The following is a 20,733-nucleotide window of genomic DNA, read 5'->3' as shown; positions in this document are numbered from 1 at the left end:
ACCACGGAGCCGGCCTGGACCAGCTCCTTGTGCTCAAACGGTGACGCGTTCATAAATGTCCATATATTCCTTGGCGGACATGTTCCAGCTGTAATCCCCGGCAAAGGCGTTCTTCACGATTTTGCTCCAATGCTCCGGCTGCTGGTAAAACGCTGCCGCGCGGTGGATCGTATGCATCATGTCGTGGGCGTTGAACGCCGTGAAGCTGAAACCGTTGCCCTCGCCCGTAAACTCGTTGTAAGACTGCACGGTGTCGTTCAGCCCCCCGGTCTCGCGAACGATCGGGATGCTGCCGTACCGCAGCGCCAGCAGCTGGCTGATGCCGCATGGCTCGAACTTCGACGGCATGAGGAACATGTCGCTGCCTGCATATATTTTGCGTGACAGGGCGTCGCTGAACGTAATCTGCGCCGACATGTTGTCCGGATGCCGCCCTGCCGCTTCGCGGAACCAATGCTCGTAGGCGGAGTCGCCCGTGCCGAGCAAGACGAACTGGAAGTCGTCGTGATCCAGCATTTCGTCCAGCACCCGCGTCACGAGGTCCAGCCCCTTGGACTCCACCAGCCGGGTTACCATTGCAATCAGTGGCACGTCCGGCTTAACCGGCAAGCCGAGCTCCTGCTGAAGCCCCGCTTTGTTTTCCCTCTTTTTCGCCAGGTTCGACCGGTATTTTACGTAGAGGCTCGCATCGTTAGCTGGATTGTAGCTCTTCGTGTCTACTCCGTTCACGATCCCGCTCAGCCGGTCACCGAGCGAATACAGCAGCCCTTCCAACCCATATCCGTAGTGGGCCGTCTGAATCTCCCTGGCGTAGGTCGGACTCACTGTCGTCACGTGATCGGCGTAGACGATCCCGCCTTTCATAAAGTTGACGTTTCCGTAAAACTCAAGGCCTTCTGGCGTAAAATATTGGTGCCCCAGCTCCAGCAGTTCGCCAAGTACCTCGTAAGGATAAATTCCCTGGTACAGCAAATTATGTATCGTAAACACGGTACGGATGTGCTGGTAGTACTCGTTATGGCGGTAGTGCGCCTGCAGCAACACCGGAATTAGCGCCGTATGCCAGTCATGGCAGTGGAGCACGTCCGGCTCGGAACCGATCAGCGGAAGCACTTCAAGCACGGCCCGGTTGAAAAAGGCAAAGCGTTCGCCGTCGTCCATGTATCCGTACACGCTGTCCCGTCCGAAATAGTATTCGTTATCGAGAAAATATACCGGAATGCCGTCGTACACGAGCTTTTCGATGCCGCAGTATTGATTTCTCCAGCCGACCGGCACTTTTATTTCCGTGAGATGCTGCATTTCATCCCTAAATTGCTGTGGTATCCCTTTATGTTTGGGCAAAATGACCTGCACATCCGCGCCGCTTCGCTTGAGCGCTTTGGGCAGGGCGCCAATTACATCGGCAAGTCCCCCTGTTTTAATAAACGGTGTCGATTCCGCTGCTGCAAATATGACTTTCATCTCTCCTGCCTCCTATTCATTGATCCGCGGGCCGTTCTTCCGTCACCGGTTTCCTTCCGGTGCCTCTGCCCGATCTTTTCTTTGTCTCTGCAGTAGGCATTTCTAACCCTTCCTTGGCTTTGGACGCCGACACCCGGGTGGTTTCACCGGATTTGCCGGACTTTGCCGCGGCACTTCGCTTGCTTGGCTTACTCTCTTTACCCGAAACCGCCTTTTTCGTACGGGGTTGCTCCCTTTTATATATCAGCATACTGAGCGGCGGCAGCGTTAATTCCAGACTGCACGTTTGTTCATGCCAAGCGATCTTCTCCGTCTGAACGGGTTCGGCGCTAAACTCGCCGCTTCCACCATATTGGGAATCCTCGCTGCAGAACACAGGCACGTACGTGCCGGCCTTGGCAATCCCGATCCGGTAATGCTCGCGCCGCACCGGTTGAAAATTAATAATGACGACAAGGGTGTCACCGGCTTTCTTCCCTTTTCTGAGGTACGAAATGACGCTTTGCGTGTTGTCATGCGGCGTGATCCATTGGTACCCTTCAAGCTCATGATCCCGCTCCCACAGCGCCGGTTCGTTCAGATACAGCCGGTTTAATTCCGCGGTATACCGCTGCATGTTGCGGTGGCTCTCGTAATCCAGCAGCAGCCAGTCGAGCTGCTCCTGGTCCTTCCATTCGATAAACTGGCCAAACTCCCCGCCCATGAACAACAGCTTTTTCCCGGGATGGGTCATCTGGTACCCAAGCAGCAGCCGAAGCCCGGCGAACTTCTGCCCGTAATCCCCAGGCATTTTGCTGAGCAGCGATTTTTTGCCGTGAACAACTTCATCATGGGATAAAGGCAGCGCATAATTCTCAGAATAAGCATAAGCAATCGGGAATGTCAGCAGATGATGCCGCCCGGGCCGCTGTTCAAACGGCGTTTCCACATAATCCAGCGTGTCGTTCATCCAGCCCATGTTCCATTTGTAATTAAAGCCGAGCCCGCCTTCGTGTACGGGTGCGGTAACCCCGGGCCAAGCGCTGGATTCTTCGGCCATCATCAGCGTATTTGGGAAATAGCTGAACACCACGGTGTTCAGCTGCTGCAGGAAAGCGATCGCCTCGGTGTTCTCGAGACCACCGTTCTCGTTGCGCTGGAACTGTCCTTCCTGCTTCTCGAAATCAAGCCGCAGCATGCTGGTGACCGCGTCGACCCGGAGCCCGTCAATGTGGAACATATCCAGCCAGAACAACGCGTTGGAAATCAGAAACGAGCGGACCTCCGGTTTGCCGAAGTCGAAGCTGAGCGTGCCCCAGCCGGGTTTTTCAGCCTTATAGGCATCGCTGTATTCAAACAGCGGTGTCCCGTCAAACCGGCGGAGTCCGTGGGCGTCCTTAGCGAAATGGGATGGCACCCAGTCCAGGATGACGCCGATATCGGCCTGGTGCAGGGCGTCCACTAAATACATAAAGTCATGCGGCGTCCCATAGCGGCTCGTCACGGCGAAATAGCCGGTTCCCTGATATCCCCAAGATAAATCGTATGGATGCTCCGCAAGCGGCATAAACTCGACATGGGTATAGTGCATTTCCTTCAAATAAGGAATGAGAAGATCAGCCATTTCCCGGTATGTATAAAAAGTCCCGTCCTCTTTCTGCCGCCACGTACCGAAATGGATCTCATATATATTCAGCGGCTTGCGGTAAGGTGCTTTTCTCTTCCTACGCCAGGGGCCGTCATTCCATACATATCCGGCAAGATCCGTGACCACCGACGCGGTAGCAGGGCGAAGCTCCGACCGAAACGCATAAGGATCGGCCTTCAGGAACCGTTCTCCGCCAGGTCCGGTCATGTCATATTTGTAAAAAGTACCTGAACGGATTCCGGGGAAAAAGCGAGTCCAAAAACCTGAATCGGGTATCTTATATAACGAATCCTTTTCTCCGTTCCAGTTGTTCCAGTCTGCCGCCAAGCCTACAGCCTGGGCATGGGGCGCCCAGACGGTGAACCGGACGCCTTCCTCGCCTTCTTCCACAGCAGGATGAGCGCCCAACATCCTGTGACTGTGATAGGAGGTCCCTTCATGAAACAAATAGATGTCTTCCGCAGACAGCGGCTGACCCGGCGCCTTATTCATGTTCTCCAAATGATCACCTGCTTTAGGAATATAGTGCATGTAAACCATTACCCCATTGTAGCCAAAATGAAAATAAAAATGACCGCTGAAAAATAAAATTGTAATTTTTCAGTGATATTTCAATATAATCGTTTCAGATGGGCGATAGTCGTTTATTTATGTACTACATTGACAATTTTGAATGGGAGGAAACGACATGAAGAGAAAAGAATGCATCGCCATGTTGCTTGCCGGAGGTGAAGGGCGCAGATTATCACCTCTGACATCGAAACTGGCAAAGCCCGCTGTTCCGTTCGGCGGTCGTTACCGTATTATCGATTTTCCTCTCAGTAACTGCGTAAACTCAGGCATTGACACCATCGGTGTGCTGACGCAGTACGAGGCAGAATCGCTTCATCTGCATATCGGGGAAGGCGAACCATGGGGCCTCCAAAAAAATGGAGAGGACGGAATCACCCTGCTGCCTTCTTACAACACAGGATCCTCAGAATACTTAGGAACTGCTGATGCCATTTATAAAAATATCGAATATATTGACCGTCACCAACCGGAGCATGTACTGGTTTTGTCCGGTGACCATATTTACCACATGGATTATAAACAAATGCTTCAATTTCACCAAAAGAACGGCGCCAAAGCCACCATCTCTGTCATGGAGGTGCCTTGGGAGGAAGCCAGCCGTTTCGGGGTCATGAGCGTGGACGAATCGCTTCGTATCTCGGACTTTGCCGAGAAACCGGCCGAACCCGAAAGTAACCTGGCATCCATGGGCATCTATTTGTTTGAATGGGAGTACCTCCGCAGACATTTGATGGAGGACGCCGCGAATGATGCCTCAAGCCATGACTTCGGCAAGGATATTATTCCGAAGATGCTGGCGGATCAGGATGAACTGTTCGCCTATCGCTTTGACGGGTATTGGAGAGATGTCGGCACTGTTGCCAGCCTTTGGGAAGCACACATGGACCTCTTGTCCGACGATCTAGACTGGAAGCTGCATAACAGTGAATGGCCAATGTACACCCGTCCATGGCGTACGAAGCTAGGGTCGACACGGAACCGCAGCGTGATGGCGACCAACTGCCTGATCTCGGAAACGTGCACGTTGGACGGCATAGCACATCAATCCGTGATGTTCTGTGGTGTCGAAGTCGGCAAAATGTCCGAGATTAAGGACAGCGTCGTGATGCCGAACGTCCGGATCGGACGCAACGTGCAGATTGAGCATGCCATTATTGGCGAAGGAGCGATCATTAAAGACGGCGCCGTCATCAAAGGAACGCCGGGTCAGGTAACGGTAGTCGGCCCTTACGAAACCGTTATGCCGAAACCAAGCATTCGTACCCAGCCTTCCCGACTCCTGCAGGATGTATACGAAAAAACCGGACGCCTGCGTGCCGAAGGCTTATCCTCTTAATACAATATGTGTGAATATACAAAGAGCGAACTCCTTTTTTCCGGGAGTTCGCTCTTTGATGTGTATGAACTTCATGAAAGTTTCTCGTCTGCGGGAGGCAGCTCGGGTGTACCGTCCGTTTGAGCGGTATTCTCCGGCAGCCGAGGCAGGGACACGACGATCGTCGTCCCCTCCCCCAACGTGCTCTGGATGAGCAAAATTCCTTTATGAAGCTCAACCAGCTGCTGGGAGATGGCAAGCCCAAGACCGGTGCCGCCGTTGAGCGGATCCACCTGAAAGAACCGGTCGCGCACTTTGACCAAGTGATCCTCGCTGATCCCGATTCCCGTATCCCTCACTTCGGTTACGACATTGTCGCCTTCGAAGTACACGACCAGATCAATTGCCGAATGCTCATGCGAAAATTTGATCGCATTGTCCACCAGGTTCAGGAACACCTGCTTCAAGCGGTTCGCGTCCCCGGCCACGAGCGGTCTGTCCTCGGACTTCAGCCGGAGCTCAATTTGCCTGCTCTCCGCCTTCGTCCACAGGTTCAGCATGATTTCCTGGAGCAGTTCTTTGATGTCGACACGGCCAATCGCAATCTTCATCTCATTCTGCTGCAGTTTGGAGAAGTCGAGGATTTCCTCAACGAGGCCGATCAGGCGCTCGGTCTCCTTCGTAATGATCTCCATGCCGATCCGGGTCTCCTCGGGGTCATAGCCTCCCGAATTGATCGTTTCGCTCCACCCTTTAATACTCGTCAGCGGCGTCCGCAGTTCGTGCGAAATCGACGAAATGAAATCGTCCTTGACCTGATTGCTTCGAACGATCTCCTGGGCCATATAGTTCAGCGTGGATGCCAGCTCGCCAAGCTCGTACTTGTAGTCGCCCTTGATCCGCTGGTTGAACTTGCCGCGGGCCATCTCGGCGGAGACGGCCGTAATCGTGTTCAGAGGCTGCACGATTGAGTTGGCCAGACCCATACTGAATACGAGCACGATGGCGAGTACAGCCGCTCCTACACCCGTGGCCAGCATGGTTAGATTAAACAATTTATCGTTGACCGTTTCCAACGAAGTGACATAACGGACGATATAGCCATCCTGCCCGCTGCTCTGCTCCAGCTTCGACACGGCCATGACATTCTCGCCGGTGCTGGCCTGACGCCCGACCCAACGGCCGACGTTGCCGGACAGCGCCTGGGAAATATCGGCCGTCTTCACAGACATATCGGGCTGAAACTCGGAAGAGTTGATCAGCACGTTACCCTGGGTATCCAGAATTTGCACGTTGGCCGAGTTCAGATCGTAGTAGGTCAGCATGGAAGCCAGGTCGCGGTTCCCGTCAAGTCCCGGGTTGATCCGCTGGTAATAATAATCCTCCACATTGTCGATATGGTTTTTAATATGACTATAAATGCTGTCATAGTAATACGTTCGTATGGCTAATAAAAAAATGACTTCCGCCAGCAGAAGCGCCGAGAACACTACGATAAAGTAGTGCAGGACAATCTGCCTGCGTATGCCTTTCTTGATCATTGTCCCTGACCCTTCCATTTATAACCGTGGCCCCATACAGTCTGTAAAAACTCGGGGTCCGACGGATTCTCCTCGATTTTTTGGCGGAGACGGCGGATATTCACGTCCACGATCTTAGGATCACCCATATATTCTTTGCCCCATACATGATCGAGCAGTACGTCCCTGCTGAGAGGTGTATTTTCTTTTTCGAGGAAAAATTGGATCAGCGAAAATTCCGTCGGCGTCAGTTCGATCGCATGCCCATTCTTCTTGAACTGCTTGGAGATCAGGTCCAGGCTGAACGGACCGGAGTGAAAGCTGACCTTCGCCGTCGTTTCGCGGTGAACGTTCACCCGGCGCAGCAGCGATTGAATCCGTGCGATTAATTCGGTCGGACTGAACGGCTTGCTCACATGGTCGTCCGCCCCGACGGACAGAGCGTACACCTTGTCCTGCTCCTGCACTTTCGCTGTCAAAAAGATAATACCGATCCGTTCGTTCGTTTCCCGGATACGGCGGCATACCTCAAAACCGTCGATCCCCGGAACCATAACGTCCAGCAGTGCGATATCGATATCGGGATTGGACGTCAGTTTATCGAGCGCCTCGTTCCCGTTTGCCGCCTCAAGCACATCGAAGCCGTTGCGTTTCAAGTTGATCACAATAAAACTGCGGATGGAATCCTCGTCTTCCAAAATTAAAACTTTACTCACTGATCTTTTCCTTCCTTTCAATCGGGGGTACCTCGTTCTTCAGCTGCTTCTTGCTGTTATCGATATCAAAGTCCCCGTATTTCTTGTAGCCGATCACCTTGTCGTTCGTCCGGTACAGGTACTTCCATTCATCATGCTGTTTATCCCACTCGGCCAGGGTGAAAAATTTGATCTCGGCCACCGTTTTGCCGGTATCAACCATCACGAAGCGCAAATACTGGTTCTTGATGGACTTGGTGTCCACCGTCACCTTGTTGTGCCACTCCGGCGGGAAGAAGCCCAGCTCGAAGCCGTTCTGTAAATCACGATATTGCTCGGCGACGAATTTTAGTCCTTGTTTGCCGTCCCACTGCGAATATACGAAGAAGTTCGGAATTTCATCCGGCTTGAAATAGTTCCAGCCGATCGGCGGCTCTACGGATCCGATTTCGATGATCCCGTCGTTGTTCACGTCGCCGCTCTTGACCGGCAGATCCTTGAATGTGGTGTCCTGATTGCCTCCGAACACGGACTTCAGCTTCCCGTCCTCCATCACGATGATGTTGGAATAAGAGGCGTCTCCCCCGCCGATCGAGGTGTCGATCACAATGCCTTCCTTGGCTTTACCTTCTGGATCCTTATAGACATTACCTGCGACAATATTGTAATAATTCGAAACGTACGGATCCATATCCAGCTTGTCAATTTCAACATAGCTGCCTTCTTCATACTGGTATGTTGCCACGAACGCCTGATCATTCTGCTTCAGGCTAATAATCGTCAGGTCGTTCTTTTTGTCCCCGTTCAGGTCCATAATGACGAAATTGGTGTAATCCTGCATCAGGTCTTTCTTGATGCTGCCCTCCGTGTACGTATAGACGTACAAACGGTTCACAGGGTTTTCGTCCCTTCTGGAATATCCGGCGATAATATCCGGTTTGCCGTCATTGTTCAGGTCCTTGAACTGAAGAGATTCCAGTACCCTGCCCTCTCCGTCGAAAGATGTTACCTTCGTCCACGTTCCGTTGACCAGCTTGAAAATCATGCAGTGGATGACCACCTGCTGATCCGGCGTTTCGTAGAATACGACCGCTTCGTTGACCTTATCTCCGTCCAGATCGACGAAATGGATCAGGTTTGTGTCGGTTTCTTCCCTCGAGCGGATGAGATCCGCTCCATCGGGAAGCTGCGCGTGGATGATCGAGCTCAGCGTCTCTTTATCCGCAGACAGCATCGGCGTCTTCATCAAGCTGACCGGGTCGCTGATAAACGTGCAGCCGCCCAGTACAAACGTCAGCAGGACCGCAGCTGCTGCACGTATCCAGTTTGTCTTCAACAAATGCATTGCATCACTCTTTTCTATACCAAGCCCGCAAGCGGGCGCAAAGTCTAAATCATATTCTTTTCCCTCATCGTCAGACGGCGGCCGCGGATGTCGAATGCGACCTCCCCGCCAGACAACCCGACGATACGGGTGGCAAATTTCTCGGCGAGCTCAATCGGAAGCACGGAAATGACGGTGACGCGCTCCTCCTCGCACAGATTTTTCAGCGTTTCCATGACGCTTTCCGCCGATTTCGGGTCCAGCCCGACCACCGGCTCATCGGCGAGAATAACCTTGGCCCCATGAACCAAAGCTCTTGCGATGGCTATGCGCTGCTTTTCACCGCCGCTCAGCGTGCCTGCCTTCATACGGGCTTTATCCAAGAGACCCATCTGCTCGATGACGTCCATCGCGCCCATATAATCGTCCGAGCGGACCATCCCCGTCACCATGCGCCAAAGCGGCGTCTGACTGGCTTGGCCGATCAGCACGTTCTTCAGTCCTGTCCGGTTCGGATAGAGCTGGGGATTCTGCTCTAAGTATGCCCATTCGCGTCTAATTTTTCGTTTTCCGCCGAGAGGTTCCTTCAGCACATCCTGGCCGTCGATGACAAACGTCCCTCCGTCCCATTTTTCCTTCAGTGCCAGGCACCGCAGCAGCATGCTCTTGCCGCTTCCGCTGGCACCGACAACGGCGATAAGCTCGCCCTTCTGGATATCGAGGGATACCCCTTTGAGTATCGGAATTCTGTCCACACCGACTGACTTGGTTAAATGCTGAATTCGTATCATGACATTTCTCCTCTTGTCCTGTGATCTCTATCTCTTCTTGGGTTTGAACAATACGTTTCTATTATATCGATTATATAGAGTTTTCGCACATTATTGAACCTTTTGGGAAAAACTATTCTATAGCGGCTCCTGACTGCGTCCCCCCGAAGTTCGAAAGGCGGTGCCGACGGCGCCGAATAAGGCGAAGGCGAGGCCCATCACGATGAACACGCCTCCGTTCCACCCATACTGCATCAGGGTCCCCCCGATGTTCGGCCCGGCGATGCTGCCTATATTAAAATGAAAGGATGCGACGACATTCGCTGCGGGAAGCAGCGCCTTCGGGAGAATATCCGCAGCGTAAGCCAGGCCAAGCGAAAAAAACGAGCCGACCATGCCCCCCGCCAGGCACAGGAGCAGAACGAGCCAGGCTGTCGCCGTTCCTGCCAGCGGCACGGCCATAAAGGCTGCGCCGCCGATGAGGCCGCAGGCGATGAGCACGTTTCTGCGGCCGAAGCGGTCGCTCAGCATGCCGAGCGGCAGCTGCAGAATCAATCCGCCAATGCCGATGAATGGAAGCAGGAATGCGATCTGGGACTCGCCCATCCCTGTTCTTAGCCCGTAGACCGGAAAATTGCTGTTAATCCCGGCTTCCATGTACCCGTACAGCAATGCGGGAAGAAGGGCGTACCAGGCGAGTGCATAGCTTCGGCGGAAGCGCCGCGGAGGCTGCACCTCCCCTTCCGTCCGCTCCGGGCGGAAATCGGGCAGCTTCGCCCAGACCAGCACAAGCACGAGCAGCATCAGCAGCGCCAGCACGATGAAGGGCACTGCATTTCCGAACTTCAGGAGCTGGATCCCCAGCGGCCCGAAGCTGAATCCAAGGCCATACGACATGCCGTACAGCGAAAGGTTTCGGCCCCGGTATTCGGCCGGCGTGACCATCAGCACCCATAATTGGGCAGCATAATGAACGGCGCTGTCTCCGATGCCGACGAGCAGCCTTAAGACAAACCACACTTTCACGCTCGGCACAAGCGGAAACAATATGACGGAGACGAGCACGAGCACAAGGCCGGCGCTCACCAGCTTCTTAAAGCCAAGCGCGCCCAGCGTCCGCTCAGCGACAAGCGTCATGGCGAATGATCCGACGTACAGGGCGGCTGCGTTTAATCCGTTGACGGAAGACGATACGCCCATTTGCTCCAAAAATATGGACAGGACCGGCAGCAGCAGCCCCTGACTGAGCCCTGCCGCAACGATCACGGTGATCAGAATGAGGTAATGAATAGATAATCCGCGATTGCTGTCGTTCTGTGTTGACAATGAAAATATCCTCCTTGAGTGCAAATCCGTTCAAACTCCCTGAACATTATAGTGGACAACCCTGCTATCAACAAGCCATAATGGAATGAGCGCACAGATTTCATAGGAGGTTATTGGTTTCATGAACTATGAAGTAAAGGTTGACGTTTCACCGATTTACGAGCTGCTCAGCAGCTTTATGGTGTACATTTCGAAGAAATGGATTCGCAACCTCGACATCGGGCCCGAATGGATCGGTGAAGTGAGCGGCAAGCTTCCACCTGAAGTGACGTCCGCCTTAGGCCCGGCCGCAGCTTGGCCATTCGACGATTACGACGTGCTGTATGCCTGGGCGATTCACCGCGCAAACGGCGATACCGTCCGCGCCTTTTTGGATTGCCTGCATGAAACGCCGGCAGAGGTGCTGTACCAAGCCGCCTCCCCCTACCTGCCTTCTTTAACTGTAAAGGAAGCTGAACGAATTCGTGATTCATATACACCGCTGCTCGAGTTATGGTATGAGCATTATTTCAAGCATGAGGAACCCGCCATTATCCCGCTGATCGAAGAGGATGCGGAGGAGAAACGCATGCTGCTGACCAAGATGGATCCCCAAAGCCTGGTGGAGTATGCTTCCGGCGGGCTGGTGGTTGAAGATGTTCCCGGGCTGGAGACCATCGTGTTATTCCCGACCGTGCACAACCGCCCGATCAACGCCTACTGCTTTTACCGGAAAATGATGCTGATCCAGTATCCTGTCGACGTACCTGAAGAACAGGAGGATGAGCCGCCGACCTGCCTGCTGCGCATGACGCATGCGCTGGCTGATCCGAAGCGGCTGCGCCTGCTGCGGTATGCGGCGGAGAAGCCGCGTTCCCTGGACGATATGATGCGGGATTTGAACCAGACCCAGGAGCTGCTTAAGCACCATTTGATGATCCTCAGGGTAGCCGGTCTGCTGCGCATCCATTTGGGTTCCTACAACACCGAGAAATTCAGCATTCGTCCGGACGGAGCGGCGGAACTTCAGATGTTTCTGGAGTCCTACATCCGTCTTTAAGGAGTGACCTAAATTGAAAGCACCAGAACAGCATATTCTGTTCGATCTGGATGACACGCTGATCCACTGCAACAAATATTTCGGCATCGTCCTCGGGGAGTTTTTTGAATGGGTACAACAATGGTTTGAGCCCCACCAGATTAAGACAGAAGAGATCCGCAGCAAGCAAATCGAAATCGATGTCGCCGCAGTCAGCCAAGCCGGCTTCAGCAGCGGCATCTTCCCTAAATCGCTGATCGAAACGTACCGCTTCTTCAGCCGCAAGTTTAACCGCCCTGTCCAGCCTGACGAAGAAAAACAGCTGATGGAGCTCGGCTTGAGCGTGTACGAGCAGGAAGTGGAGCCCTATCCGGGCATGGTAGAGACGCTGGAGTCGCTGAAATCACAGGGACATCACCTGTATCTGTATACCGGCGGGGAAACGGCGATACAACAGCGGAAGATTGACCAGATGAAGCTGAGCCAGTACTTTGACGACCGGATCTATATTACGCAGCACAAAAACGAAGCGACGCTGGAGAACATCCTGAAGCAGGGCGGCTTCTACCGCCCTTCCACCTGGATGATCGGCAACTCCCTGCGCACCGATGTTATGCCGGCATTATCGGCAGGAATCCACAGCATCTATATCAAACAGCAGAACGAATGGATTTATAACATGGTGGAGCTGCAGAAGAAGCCGGACAGCTCCCTTTACACGGTCACAAGCATCGAGGAAGTTCCGGAGGTTATCCACAGCAAGAGCATCGTAACTTCCTCGAACGCCTTGAGACAGTGAATGTGCCGCCTCTATAAAAAAAGGCAAAAAAAGAGCGGGCCCGCCAGGGTCCGTTCTTTTTGGTTTGATTTAAGTCGAACGCTCGATGCTCAGCTTACCGGAACTTCGATCCTGCAGCACGATCCGCGCTTTATACGGTTCCCCGGTTCCGCTGAAGGACAGCAGCTGCGTACGGCCGGAAGCCAGCAGCGATTTCAGCATGTTGGCGCTGATTTTTTTGCCGGAGAACTCCTTCCAGATCACAAAGCCGCAGCCGTCTTTGAACGCGGTACAGCCGTAACCCTTTTTGCCTTCGATAATCTGGCCGTGGCAGCCCGGCCGCGGACATGGGCCATGTGTCAACCGTTCCCCCGGCGGTGCGGGGGCCGCGGCAGCAGCGGCGGTTTCCGTACGGGCCGTTCGCGAAGCGGATCCTGCCCCCCGCTTGCCCCTCCCTGTTGCCGACCTTGAACGCGATTTGCCTCGGCCCTGTTCCTGTTCTGTACCGAAGAGCGAAGATGGTGCCGCCTGCTGGACGCCAACCTTTTCGATAATGGAGACCGTAAATTTGCGGACATTGTCCATAAATTTGGCGGAAGCCGCCTCGCCCTTAGATATTTGATAAAGGCGCCGCTCCCACTGCCCGGTCATCTCGGGAGAAGTCAGCAGCTCGACGCCTGCCTGGCGAATGAGCTCGACCGCCGTCCGGCCCTTCTGGGTAATCGTAATCTTCTTGCCCTGCATAGCGATATACCCGACATTCTTCAGCCGTTCGATCGTCGCCGCCCGGGTGGCCGGCGTGCCGAGACCGCTATCCTTCATCGCGTCCCGCAGCTCGTCGTTTTCAATCGTCCGGCCAGCGCTTTCCATCGCCTTCAGCAGAGTTCCCTCCGTATAGCTCTTTGGCGGCTGCGTAGCTTTCTCTTTGGCTTCGCTCTTGCCGCATTTCACCGGCTTCTCGGGATCCAGATCGAAAGACCGGTCATTCCACTCCAGATTTTCTTCCTCTTCCTCCTGCTTTGCGGATTTCGTTTTCTTCCCGCTCTTATCGGTGCTCGGCATCAGCACCTTCCATCCCAGCGACAGCAGCTCCTTCACGTTCGTTTTAAACAGGTCCCCCTCCACCTCGGTCAGCACCGTATGCTGCTTGTACAAGGCGGGCGGATAGAACTGGGACAAAAACCGCAGAATGATCAGGTCGTACAGCTGCTGCTCCTCCTTGCCAAGCTGGCCGGGCCGCTTAAGCGTCGGCAGGATGGCATGGTGATCCTCGACCTTCTCCGGATTGCAGATCGCCTTGTTGTTCTTGTGTACCAGGGATGCGTTGGCCCCTTCAGCCTGTTCCTGATATGAAGTGGATTTCAGCATATGCAGCGCCTTATGCATCCCTTCAATATTTTGCTCATTGACGTAATTCGAGCTGGTCCGCGGATATGAAATCACCTTATGCCGTTCATACAATGCCTGCGCGATGTCCAGCGTCTTCTTGGCGGAGAAGCCGAACTTGGCGTTTGCGTCCCGCTGCAGCAGCGTAAGGTCATACAGCTTAAAAGGAAACTCCTTCGTATCTTTGACTTCGTATTTGGCGATTTTGCCTTCCTTCCCTTTGACCCTGGCGGCAATCGCCTCGGCCTTCTCCTTGGAGGTCAGCCGGTCTCCCTGCCACGTTCCCGTGTACTCCAGCGCCTCTTGGCGAAAATGAGCCTTAACCTCGTAATACGTCAGCGATTCAAACGACTCGATTTCCTTCTGCCGGTCATAAATGAGCGCCAGCACGGGCGTCTGAACCCGCCCGACGGACAGCAGGGTGTTATGCTTGGTCGTAAACGCTCGGGTCGCGTTCATGCCGATAAGCCAGTCGGCCTCGCTGCGGGCCCTGGCGGCCTGCGTCAAATTTTCGAATTCCTCGGCGGCCCGCAGCTCCCTGAAGCCCTGGGCGATGCTCTCTGCGGTCAGGTCCGAAATCCATAGCCGCCGGACGGGCTGCTTCAGCTTCAGCTGCTGCTGAATCAGCGCAAAGATGTACTGCCCCTCCCGTCCCGCATCGCAGGCATTAACGATCCGGTCGCAGCGTTTTGCCAGCTCCCCGATCGTTTTCAGCTGATCTTTCGTTTTATAATGCGGCACGATTTTGAATTGGTCGGGCATGATCGGCAGATCACGAAAGTTCCATTTCTTGTACCGGTCATCATAGGCATCCGGCTCTGCCAAACCGACGAGATGTCCGATGGCCCAGGTAATGATATACTGCTCCCCCTCCAGATAGGAGCGGGCATTCTTCGCCCTCGGCTCAATGACCGCGGCAATGTTGCGCCCCATATCCGGTTTTTCTGCTATGACTAGAGTTTTCAACAATCATTCGCTCCCCGCATGGAAAAAGGCCGAGAATAGCTGCTCCCGGCCGGTTTATTCATGGATAACTTCCACGTTCTGATAGAATTGACTCTAAATTATGATAGCATACGAGAGGCCCGTTTTTCAATGCAAGCGGGAAAGCCCTTGGAGAGTCATCTCTTGGCGGCGGGGCCTTCCGCTCCATGGATCGGGGAGGGTTACAACCAAAGCGTTGCCAGTCCCTGACGATGTTTTCTTTGGTTTCGGTCACTTGCTTTTTTTGCGGTAAAGCTGAAATGCAAGCGGCATAAACACGGCAATAATACATCCCAAGCTTATCAGCGTGGTAGTCAGGGCAGCCGTACCCGCCGTACCGTGCATCAATGCCCGGGCGGATGTGGAAGCCAGGCTGACGGGGTTGTAAGCAACGACCGGACCCAGCCAATCCGGCATGGTGGACGTATCGGCAAACACGTTGCTCGTAAACATGAGCGGATACAGCACGAGATAGGACATCGTCGTGAGCGATTCGGTTTTCCGTACGGTCAGTCCCAGGCAGGCAAAAATCCAGCTGAAACTGAAAGCATAGAGCATCACGAGCAGCATTGACAGCAGCACTCCAGACCATCCCGCTTCCGGACGGAATCCGAGCAGCATTCCGAGCCCTAACGTCGTAATGAGCCCCACGGCGAAGGAAATGAGGTTGATGGCCATCGTGCCGATGATCGCAGCGGGCTGCCAGAACGGCAGCGTTCGGAATCGGTTGAAGACACCGCGTTCGATATCTGTTTTGAGATTGATGCCGATGTACACCGTCATGGTGGTGACGGTATAGACCATCATGCCCGGCAGCAGATACTGCAGGTAATTTCCCGTTGATCCTGAGATGGCCCCGCCGAACAAATACGTAAAGATCAGCAGAAAGACCGCCGGGAAAATGATCGAATCGATCGCTAAATAAGCCGCGTTGCCGCTCGTTTTCCGCCATGAGCGCCAAATAAAGGTAATTACCGCCTGCGGCACGCTCGGCCGCGGCGGACGCTCCCTCAAGTTCAGGGCGGCCACCATGTTGGACTGTGGTTCGCTCATCGGTTCTCCTCCTTCAGAGTTTCTGCTTGAGCGCTCCTGCCGGTCAGCGTGAGAAAAACCTCGTCAAGACTAGGCTCTCCAAGCGAATATTGGTGCGTATAAATACCTGCCTCACTGAGTTCTGTCAGCGCCAGCGCAGCCTGCCGCGGATCGGAGACTTGAGCCGACAGTTCGGCGGGGTTCGTATGAAGCCTGGCTTCTGTTTGAAGTACACGCCGCAGGACCTGCTCGGCTTCCCCCCGCTGCTTCGGATCGGCCAGCCGGATTTGAATCGAGCCTGAACCGATCGAAGCTTTTAGTTCGGCGGGCGTCCCTTCGGCGATGACGGCGCCCTCGCCGATCACTGCCACGCGGTCCGCAAGCTGGTCCGCTTCCTCCAGATACTGGGTTGTCAGCATCACAGTTGTGCCATGATCCACCAGGGCTCGCACGATATCCCACACTTCGCTGCGGCTCCGCGGATCCAGACCGGTCGTCGGTTCGTCCAAAAACAGAAGGTTCGGGGCGACGAGCATCGCCGCCGCAATATCCAGCCTCCTCCGCATGCCCCCGGAATACTTACCGGCCGAACGCCCGGCCGCATCGGTCAGGCCAAATGCATCCAACAGCTGTTCGGCCCGGACTTTGGCCGTTTTGGCGGAATAACCCGCCAGCCTGCCGAAGAGGACCAGATTATCGCGGCCGCTCATCCCCTCGTCCACCGCGGCGAATTGCCCAGTGAGCCCGATCCTTCGGCGCACGGCATCGGCTTCCCTCACGACGTCGAGTCCAAAGATCCGGACCGAACCGGAATCCGGTGCGAGCAGCGTGGACAAAATGCCGATCAGCGTCGTCTTGCCTGCCCCGTTGGGGCCGAGTACGCCGTACACGGTTCCTTGCTCAACCCGCAGGTCCAATCCCTTCAGAACATCCTCCTTGCCGTAAGCTTTCCTTAGCCCGCGCACATCAACGGCTGCTTCTTGTTTCATGTTCTACCTCCTACCTAGCGCTTGAAATTCAACTTACACCCAAATTTTATAACACTCATGCAAATGGGAAGGCTGGCTTAAATTTTCATTTGAATTCACAGTAACCCTGCAACGGAACATTATCATGTCACTTAAAGCTTTTTGTGCAGTGTTTGCCGTCATGTTATCCTTGGGGGAGTGAAGATAATCCAAGCGCATAAGGGGGAAAGGGAAATGCGTTATTATAAGCCGATCGAAATCGCCAGGGAATTGTATATCAGCACAAGCGCCCTGCGCCACTATGAATCTTGGGGGGTAGTCCCCGAGCCGGAGCGGTCGGATAACGGCTACCGCCTGTACACCCAGCTGCACCTGGCTTATTTCCGCTGCCTGCGGGCTATGTTCTCAGGATTCGGCGTCGGGACTACCTCTGAAGTGCTTCGCTTGATTCAACAGCGTAACATGGACGGAGCCTTCTGGCTCGTCAATCAGGAGCAGGCTCGTCTGCAGCATGAAAAAACGGTTGCCGAACAGACCCTGGCTTTACTCCAGGATCCCGAACTGCCGCTTGTCTCGGGCAAACGTTTGAAGGGCCGCATGACGATCGGCGAAGCAGCTGAGCTTACGGATGTGCAGCCCTCGGCGATCCGGCATTGGGAAAAAGAAGGGCTGATCCAGCCGGAACGGGATCCCGAAAACGGGTACAGGCTGTTTACCCCCATGCATGTCCGGCAAATTTTGCTGATCCGCACATTAAGGAAGACGGTTTATGTGCTGGAAAACATGAAAGAAATTGTGCATGGCGTCGAGCAGCACAGCGTTGAAAAAGCGAAGAAGGTGACGCTGGAGGCGTTATCGAGTATCCATGACCGGAACCGGCGGCAGTTCTTCGGGGTTCACTTGCTGGTCGAGCTGTGCATCGAAGAAGGACTGATCGATCCGGTAGAATACATTAAAGGCTTGTGGTTTGATTATTTCCAAAAAGCCAAAGCGGAAAAAGCACCCGGCGAAGCTCCATGAAAAGGGAGCCCTCGCTTCGGATGCATTTTTTAACTTAACTATGTATCAGCAGCTCACCCTATGATAATCCCAGACCTTGGGAGAGCATGATGTTTTTAAAGAGGCAGGTTGAGCCTGCCCGTTTACCGTTTCAGCTCCAAATGCAGGAGCGGGAACGGCCGTCCGGAGCCGTCAAGCTCGGACCGTCCCGTCCGTACAAATCCATACCGCTGATAAAATGCGTATGCCCCGTCGTTCTGCTCGTTGACGTCGACCCGCAGCCGGCTTCCCTTCAGCTGCTCCGCATACCGGAGTAAACGGGTGCCGATGCCTTGTCCATGTCGGTCGGGATCGACGAACAGCATTTCCACCATACTGCCGTCCAGCCCGATGAAGCCCAAGGGGACGCCGCTGTCATCCTTTTCCACCCACACCTCCACGTGCTTCAGTGCCTGCTCGTCTACAATCTGGCGGTAAAACGCGATATCTGCCTCGGTTAAAAAAGCATGTGTCTCACGAACCGCCCGGTACCACAACTCTACCAAATAATCATGATCTTCTTCCAGATAAGCCGTTATTTGTCCCATCGATTTCTGCCTCCTTACATCGGTATTTGACCTGATACAGTAAAAACAACAGCCCCGCCAACAATGCGGAGCCGCTGTCCTATCATACCCGGGTCATGAGCCGACGATCTTATACCAGCACTGTCGAGCCCATCAAATATTTGTCCACTTCACGGGCAGCTTCGCGGCCTTCGTTAATGGCCCATACGACCAAGCTTTGGCCGCGGCGCATGTCGCCGGCTGCGAAAACTTTGTCCACGTTTGTGTTGTATTTACCCTTCCGCGCTTTTACGTTCGAGCGGCGGTCCGTTTCAAGGCCGAGCTGTTCGGTAATCGTCTGCTCCGGTCCGTCGAATCCGATGGCGATCAGCGCCATTTGCGCTTTGAATACCCGCTCCGTTCCCGGAATCGGCTGGTAGATTTTACGCCCTGTTTCGTCCACCATCCGCTGAATTTGAACGGTGTGCAGCTCTTGGAGGTTTCCTTCGTCATCACCCACAAATTTGGTGGTCATGATGGAAAATTCGCGCGGATCGCTGCCGAAGACCGCTTTCGCCTCTTCCTGGGCGTAATCCAGCGTGTATACGTTCGGGAACTGCGGCCAAGGGTTGTTGATCGGATCGCGCTCCAGTGGCGCCTTCTCATGCGTACCAAACTGCGTTACGCTTGCACAGCCATGACGGAGTGCTGTTGCGACGCAGTCCGAACCGGTGTCGCCGCCGCCGATCACGATGACGTCTTTCCCTTCTGCGGAAATGTAGTTCCCGTCGGCAAGACCCGAGTCCAGAAAGCTCTTGATCGTACCGTTCAAGTACGTCATGGCATAATGGACCCCGTTCAGATCGCTGCCTTCAATGTTGAATTCGCGCGGTTTGGTGGCTCCGCCGCACAACACGACGGCATCATAGTCGTCAACGAGCTGCTGTGCAGGAATGTCCTTGCCGATTTCGGTATTCGTAATAAACTGGATGCCTTCCGCTGCAAGCAGATCCACACGGCGCTGAACAACGGATTTGTCGAGCTTCATCGACGGGATGCCGTACATCAGCAGGCCGCCGATGCGGTCCGCACGCTCGTACACCGTCACGCTGTGGCCCGCTTTGTTCAGCTGTGCCGCCGCGGCCAGTCCTGCCGGGCCCGAGCCCACGACCGCCACGCGTTTGCCTGTACGTTTCTCCGGTGGGTTCGGCACAACCCATCCTTCTTCAAATCCTTTATCAATAATAGCCTGCTCGATCGTCTTGATCGTTACCGGCTGGCCGATCAGGCCGACGGTACAAGAGCCTTCGCATGGAGCAGGACAAATCCGGCCGGTAAACTCCGGAAAGTTGTTCGTTTTATGCAGGCGCTCCAGCGCTTCTCTCCACAAGCCGCGGTAGATGAGGTTGTTCCATTCCGGAATCAGATTGTTGACCGGGCAGCCCGAGGTGCCTCCAGCCATATCGATTCCCGTATGACAGTAAGGTGTTCCGCAATCCATACAGCGTGCGCCCTGGGTGCGCAGTTCTTCTTCGGACATATGTTTATGGAACTCTTCCCAATCCTTAATCCGCTCTGCAGGATCGCGATCCGCCGGAAGCTGGCGGCTGTACTCCATAAAGCCTGTTGGTGTTGACATGACGCATTTTCCCCCATCCGTTCTTTTCTATCTTGTTGAAAATTACTTCCTATCTATCACATTAACGACACGTAGATAGATTGAACCCGAGCCTGTGCATGTATTATCCCCTGACCACGGCGCAGCTTTCGAGTTAGAGCATGATATGCTCAAGTTCATTCTACATAGATATTTCAATTATAGTATCATTTGAAACTTTGAATATTAAATGGATTATCCGCATAATTATTTGTACTATTTCACATCGAGATCACATGTCATGATAACATGAATTTCGGTTAACTTTTGCGGATATAGGTGCAGAAACGGTAGGAATACGGGTTTTTCGCATCCGTGATCCCTTCGATCTCTTCTTGCAGAATCCAGTCTCCGAAGTCTACTTCAGGGAAATAGGTGTCGCCTTCAAACGTCTCGTCGATCCGGGTGACGATCAGGCAGTCCGCTACCGGAAGCAGCTTATAGTAAATCTCCGCTCCTCCGATCACCATGATCTCTTTATTCTTGCCGAGCTCAACCGCTTCTTCTATCGTATGAATGATCTGGGCTCCCTGTGCCTCGTAATCCGGATCGCGGGTCAGGACGACGTTGTCGCGTCCAGGCAGCGGTTTACCGCCGAAGGATTCCCACGTTTTGCGGCCCATGAGGACCGTTTTGCCCATCGTCTTTTCCTTGAAAAAAGCCATATCCCGCGGAAGCCGCCAAGGAAGCTTGTTGTCCCGCCCTATTACTCCGTTTGAGCCCATGGCCCAGATAAACGTCATTGTCATGGT

17 protein-coding genes are annotated in these 20,733 nt (G+C 54.1%); 4 read left to right on the top strand and 13 right to left on the bottom strand.

All coding sequences use genetic code 11. The features are described from left to right. Positions 1-33: 33 nt before the first annotated feature. Together glgA and glgB are read right to left on the bottom strand one after the other, a co-directional pair. Positions 34-1,464 carry a glycogen synthase GlgA gene (gene glgA / locus IAE55_RS28025; RefSeq protein WP_145158824.1) on the bottom strand — a complete coding sequence of 477 codons (1,431 nt, stop codon included), beginning with the start codon at positions 1,462-1,464 and terminating at the stop codon, positions 34-36. Between the two features lie 16 nt (positions 1,465-1,480). Further along, positions 1,481-3,583, bottom strand: coding sequence for a 1,4-alpha-glucan branching protein GlgB (glgB, locus tag IAE55_RS28020; protein WP_200634501.1), 2,103 nt, complete (start codon positions 3,581-3,583; stop codon positions 1,481-1,483). A gap of 196 nt (positions 3,584-3,779) precedes the next feature. Between glgB and IAE55_RS28015 the strand changes: the two genes are divergently transcribed. Beyond that, a complete protein-coding gene (locus IAE55_RS28015) occupies positions 3,780-5,000 on the top strand; it encodes a glucose-1-phosphate adenylyltransferase (protein WP_145158822.1) in 1,221 nt (406 codons plus the stop codon). Between the two features lie 71 nt (positions 5,001-5,071). Here IAE55_RS28015 and IAE55_RS28010 read toward each other — a convergent pair whose 3' ends face one another. The 5 genes from IAE55_RS28010 to IAE55_RS27990 all read right to left on the bottom strand — a co-directional run bounded on the left by IAE55_RS28010 (position 5,072) and on the right by IAE55_RS27990 (position 10,614). After that, positions 5,072-6,520: a sensor histidine kinase gene (locus tag IAE55_RS28010; RefSeq protein WP_200634465.1), complete on the bottom strand. Its 1,449-nt coding sequence runs from the start codon at positions 6,518-6,520 to the stop codon at positions 5,072-5,074. Further along, positions 6,517-7,215, bottom strand: coding sequence for a response regulator transcription factor (locus tag IAE55_RS28005; protein WP_076171376.1), 699 nt, complete (start codon positions 7,213-7,215; stop codon positions 6,517-6,519). Before IAE55_RS28005 ends, IAE55_RS28010 begins: the two co-directional genes overlap by 4 nt. After that, complete coding sequence (locus IAE55_RS28000; RefSeq protein WP_076171373.1) at positions 7,208-8,539, bottom strand: FG-GAP repeat domain-containing protein; 1,332 nt, start codon at positions 8,537-8,539, stop codon at positions 7,208-7,210. Before IAE55_RS28000 ends, IAE55_RS28005 begins: the two co-directional genes overlap by 8 nt. 44 nt (positions 8,540-8,583) lie before the next feature. After that, a complete protein-coding gene (locus IAE55_RS27995; RefSeq protein ID WP_076171370.1) occupies positions 8,584-9,309 on the bottom strand; it encodes a phosphonate ABC transporter ATP-binding protein in 726 nt (241 codons plus the stop codon). A gap of 117 nt (positions 9,310-9,426) precedes the next feature. Next, positions 9,427-10,614 carry an MFS transporter gene (locus tag IAE55_RS27990; protein ID WP_200634464.1) on the bottom strand — a complete coding sequence of 396 codons (1,188 nt, stop codon included), beginning with the start codon at positions 10,612-10,614 and terminating at the stop codon, positions 9,427-9,429. A gap of 121 nt (positions 10,615-10,735) precedes the next feature. Here IAE55_RS27990 and IAE55_RS27985 point away from each other — a divergent pair, with 121 nt between their 5' ends. Together IAE55_RS27985 and IAE55_RS27980 are read left to right on the top strand one after the other, a co-directional pair. Then, on the top strand, positions 10,736-11,653 hold the full coding sequence (locus IAE55_RS27985; RefSeq protein ID WP_145158816.1) for an ArsR/SmtB family transcription factor: 918 nt from the start codon (positions 10,736-10,738) through the stop codon (positions 11,651-11,653). Between the two features lie 13 nt (positions 11,654-11,666). Continuing rightward, positions 11,667-12,431 carry an HAD family hydrolase gene (locus IAE55_RS27980; protein ID WP_200634463.1) on the top strand — a complete coding sequence of 255 codons (765 nt, stop codon included), beginning with the start codon at positions 11,667-11,669 and terminating at the stop codon, positions 12,429-12,431. Positions 12,432-12,500: 69 nt separating this feature from the next. Here the strand turns inward: IAE55_RS27980 and IAE55_RS27975 are convergent, their stop codons facing one another. The 3 genes from IAE55_RS27975 to IAE55_RS27965 form a co-directional block, all read right to left on the bottom strand. After that, entirely contained in the window at positions 12,501-14,762 is a 2,262-nt protein-coding gene (locus IAE55_RS27975; protein WP_200634462.1) for a type IA DNA topoisomerase, read from the bottom strand. 249 nt (positions 14,763-15,011) lie between these two features. After that, positions 15,012-15,833 (bottom strand): ABC transporter permease, encoded by an 822-nt coding sequence (locus tag IAE55_RS27970; RefSeq protein WP_200634461.1) that lies wholly within the window; start codon positions 15,831-15,833, stop codon positions 15,012-15,014. Continuing rightward, positions 15,830-16,801: an ATP-binding cassette domain-containing protein gene (locus IAE55_RS27965; RefSeq protein ID WP_145158810.1), complete on the bottom strand. Its 972-nt coding sequence runs from the start codon at positions 16,799-16,801 to the stop codon at positions 15,830-15,832. Before IAE55_RS27965 ends, IAE55_RS27970 begins: the two co-directional genes overlap by 4 nt. 213 nt (positions 16,802-17,014) lie before the next feature. On the opposite strand from IAE55_RS27965, the gene IAE55_RS27960 reads away from it, so the two are divergent. Next, positions 17,015-17,800: a TioE family transcriptional regulator gene (locus IAE55_RS27960; protein ID WP_105442258.1), complete on the top strand. Its 786-nt coding sequence runs from the start codon at positions 17,015-17,017 to the stop codon at positions 17,798-17,800. A 122-nt stretch (positions 17,801-17,922) separates the two neighbouring features. Here the strand turns inward: IAE55_RS27960 and IAE55_RS27955 are convergent, their stop codons facing one another. From IAE55_RS27955 to IAE55_RS27945, 3 genes are all read right to left on the bottom strand, one after another. Next, positions 17,923-18,366: a GNAT family N-acetyltransferase gene (locus IAE55_RS27955; protein ID WP_105442257.1), complete on the bottom strand. Its 444-nt coding sequence runs from the start codon at positions 18,364-18,366 to the stop codon at positions 17,923-17,925. A 109-nt stretch (positions 18,367-18,475) separates the two neighbouring features. Further along, on the bottom strand, positions 18,476-19,963 hold the full coding sequence (locus IAE55_RS27950; protein WP_076171352.1) for a glutamate synthase subunit beta: 1,488 nt from the start codon (positions 19,961-19,963) through the stop codon (positions 18,476-18,478). A 278-nt stretch (positions 19,964-20,241) separates the two neighbouring features. Beyond that, positions 20,242-20,730: a dihydrofolate reductase gene (locus tag IAE55_RS27945; protein ID WP_145158808.1), complete on the bottom strand. Its 489-nt coding sequence runs from the start codon at positions 20,728-20,730 to the stop codon at positions 20,242-20,244. Positions 20,731-20,733: the final 3 nt, after the last annotated feature.

Source organism: Paenibacillus sp. S28 (assembly GCF_016624415.1).
Lineage (GTDB): Bacteria > Bacillota > Bacilli > Paenibacillales > Paenibacillaceae > Paenibacillus_AQ > Paenibacillus_AQ favisporus.
Note: the sequence above shows the minus strand (reverse complement) of the source record. Positions and strands in the feature narration are given on the sequence as shown.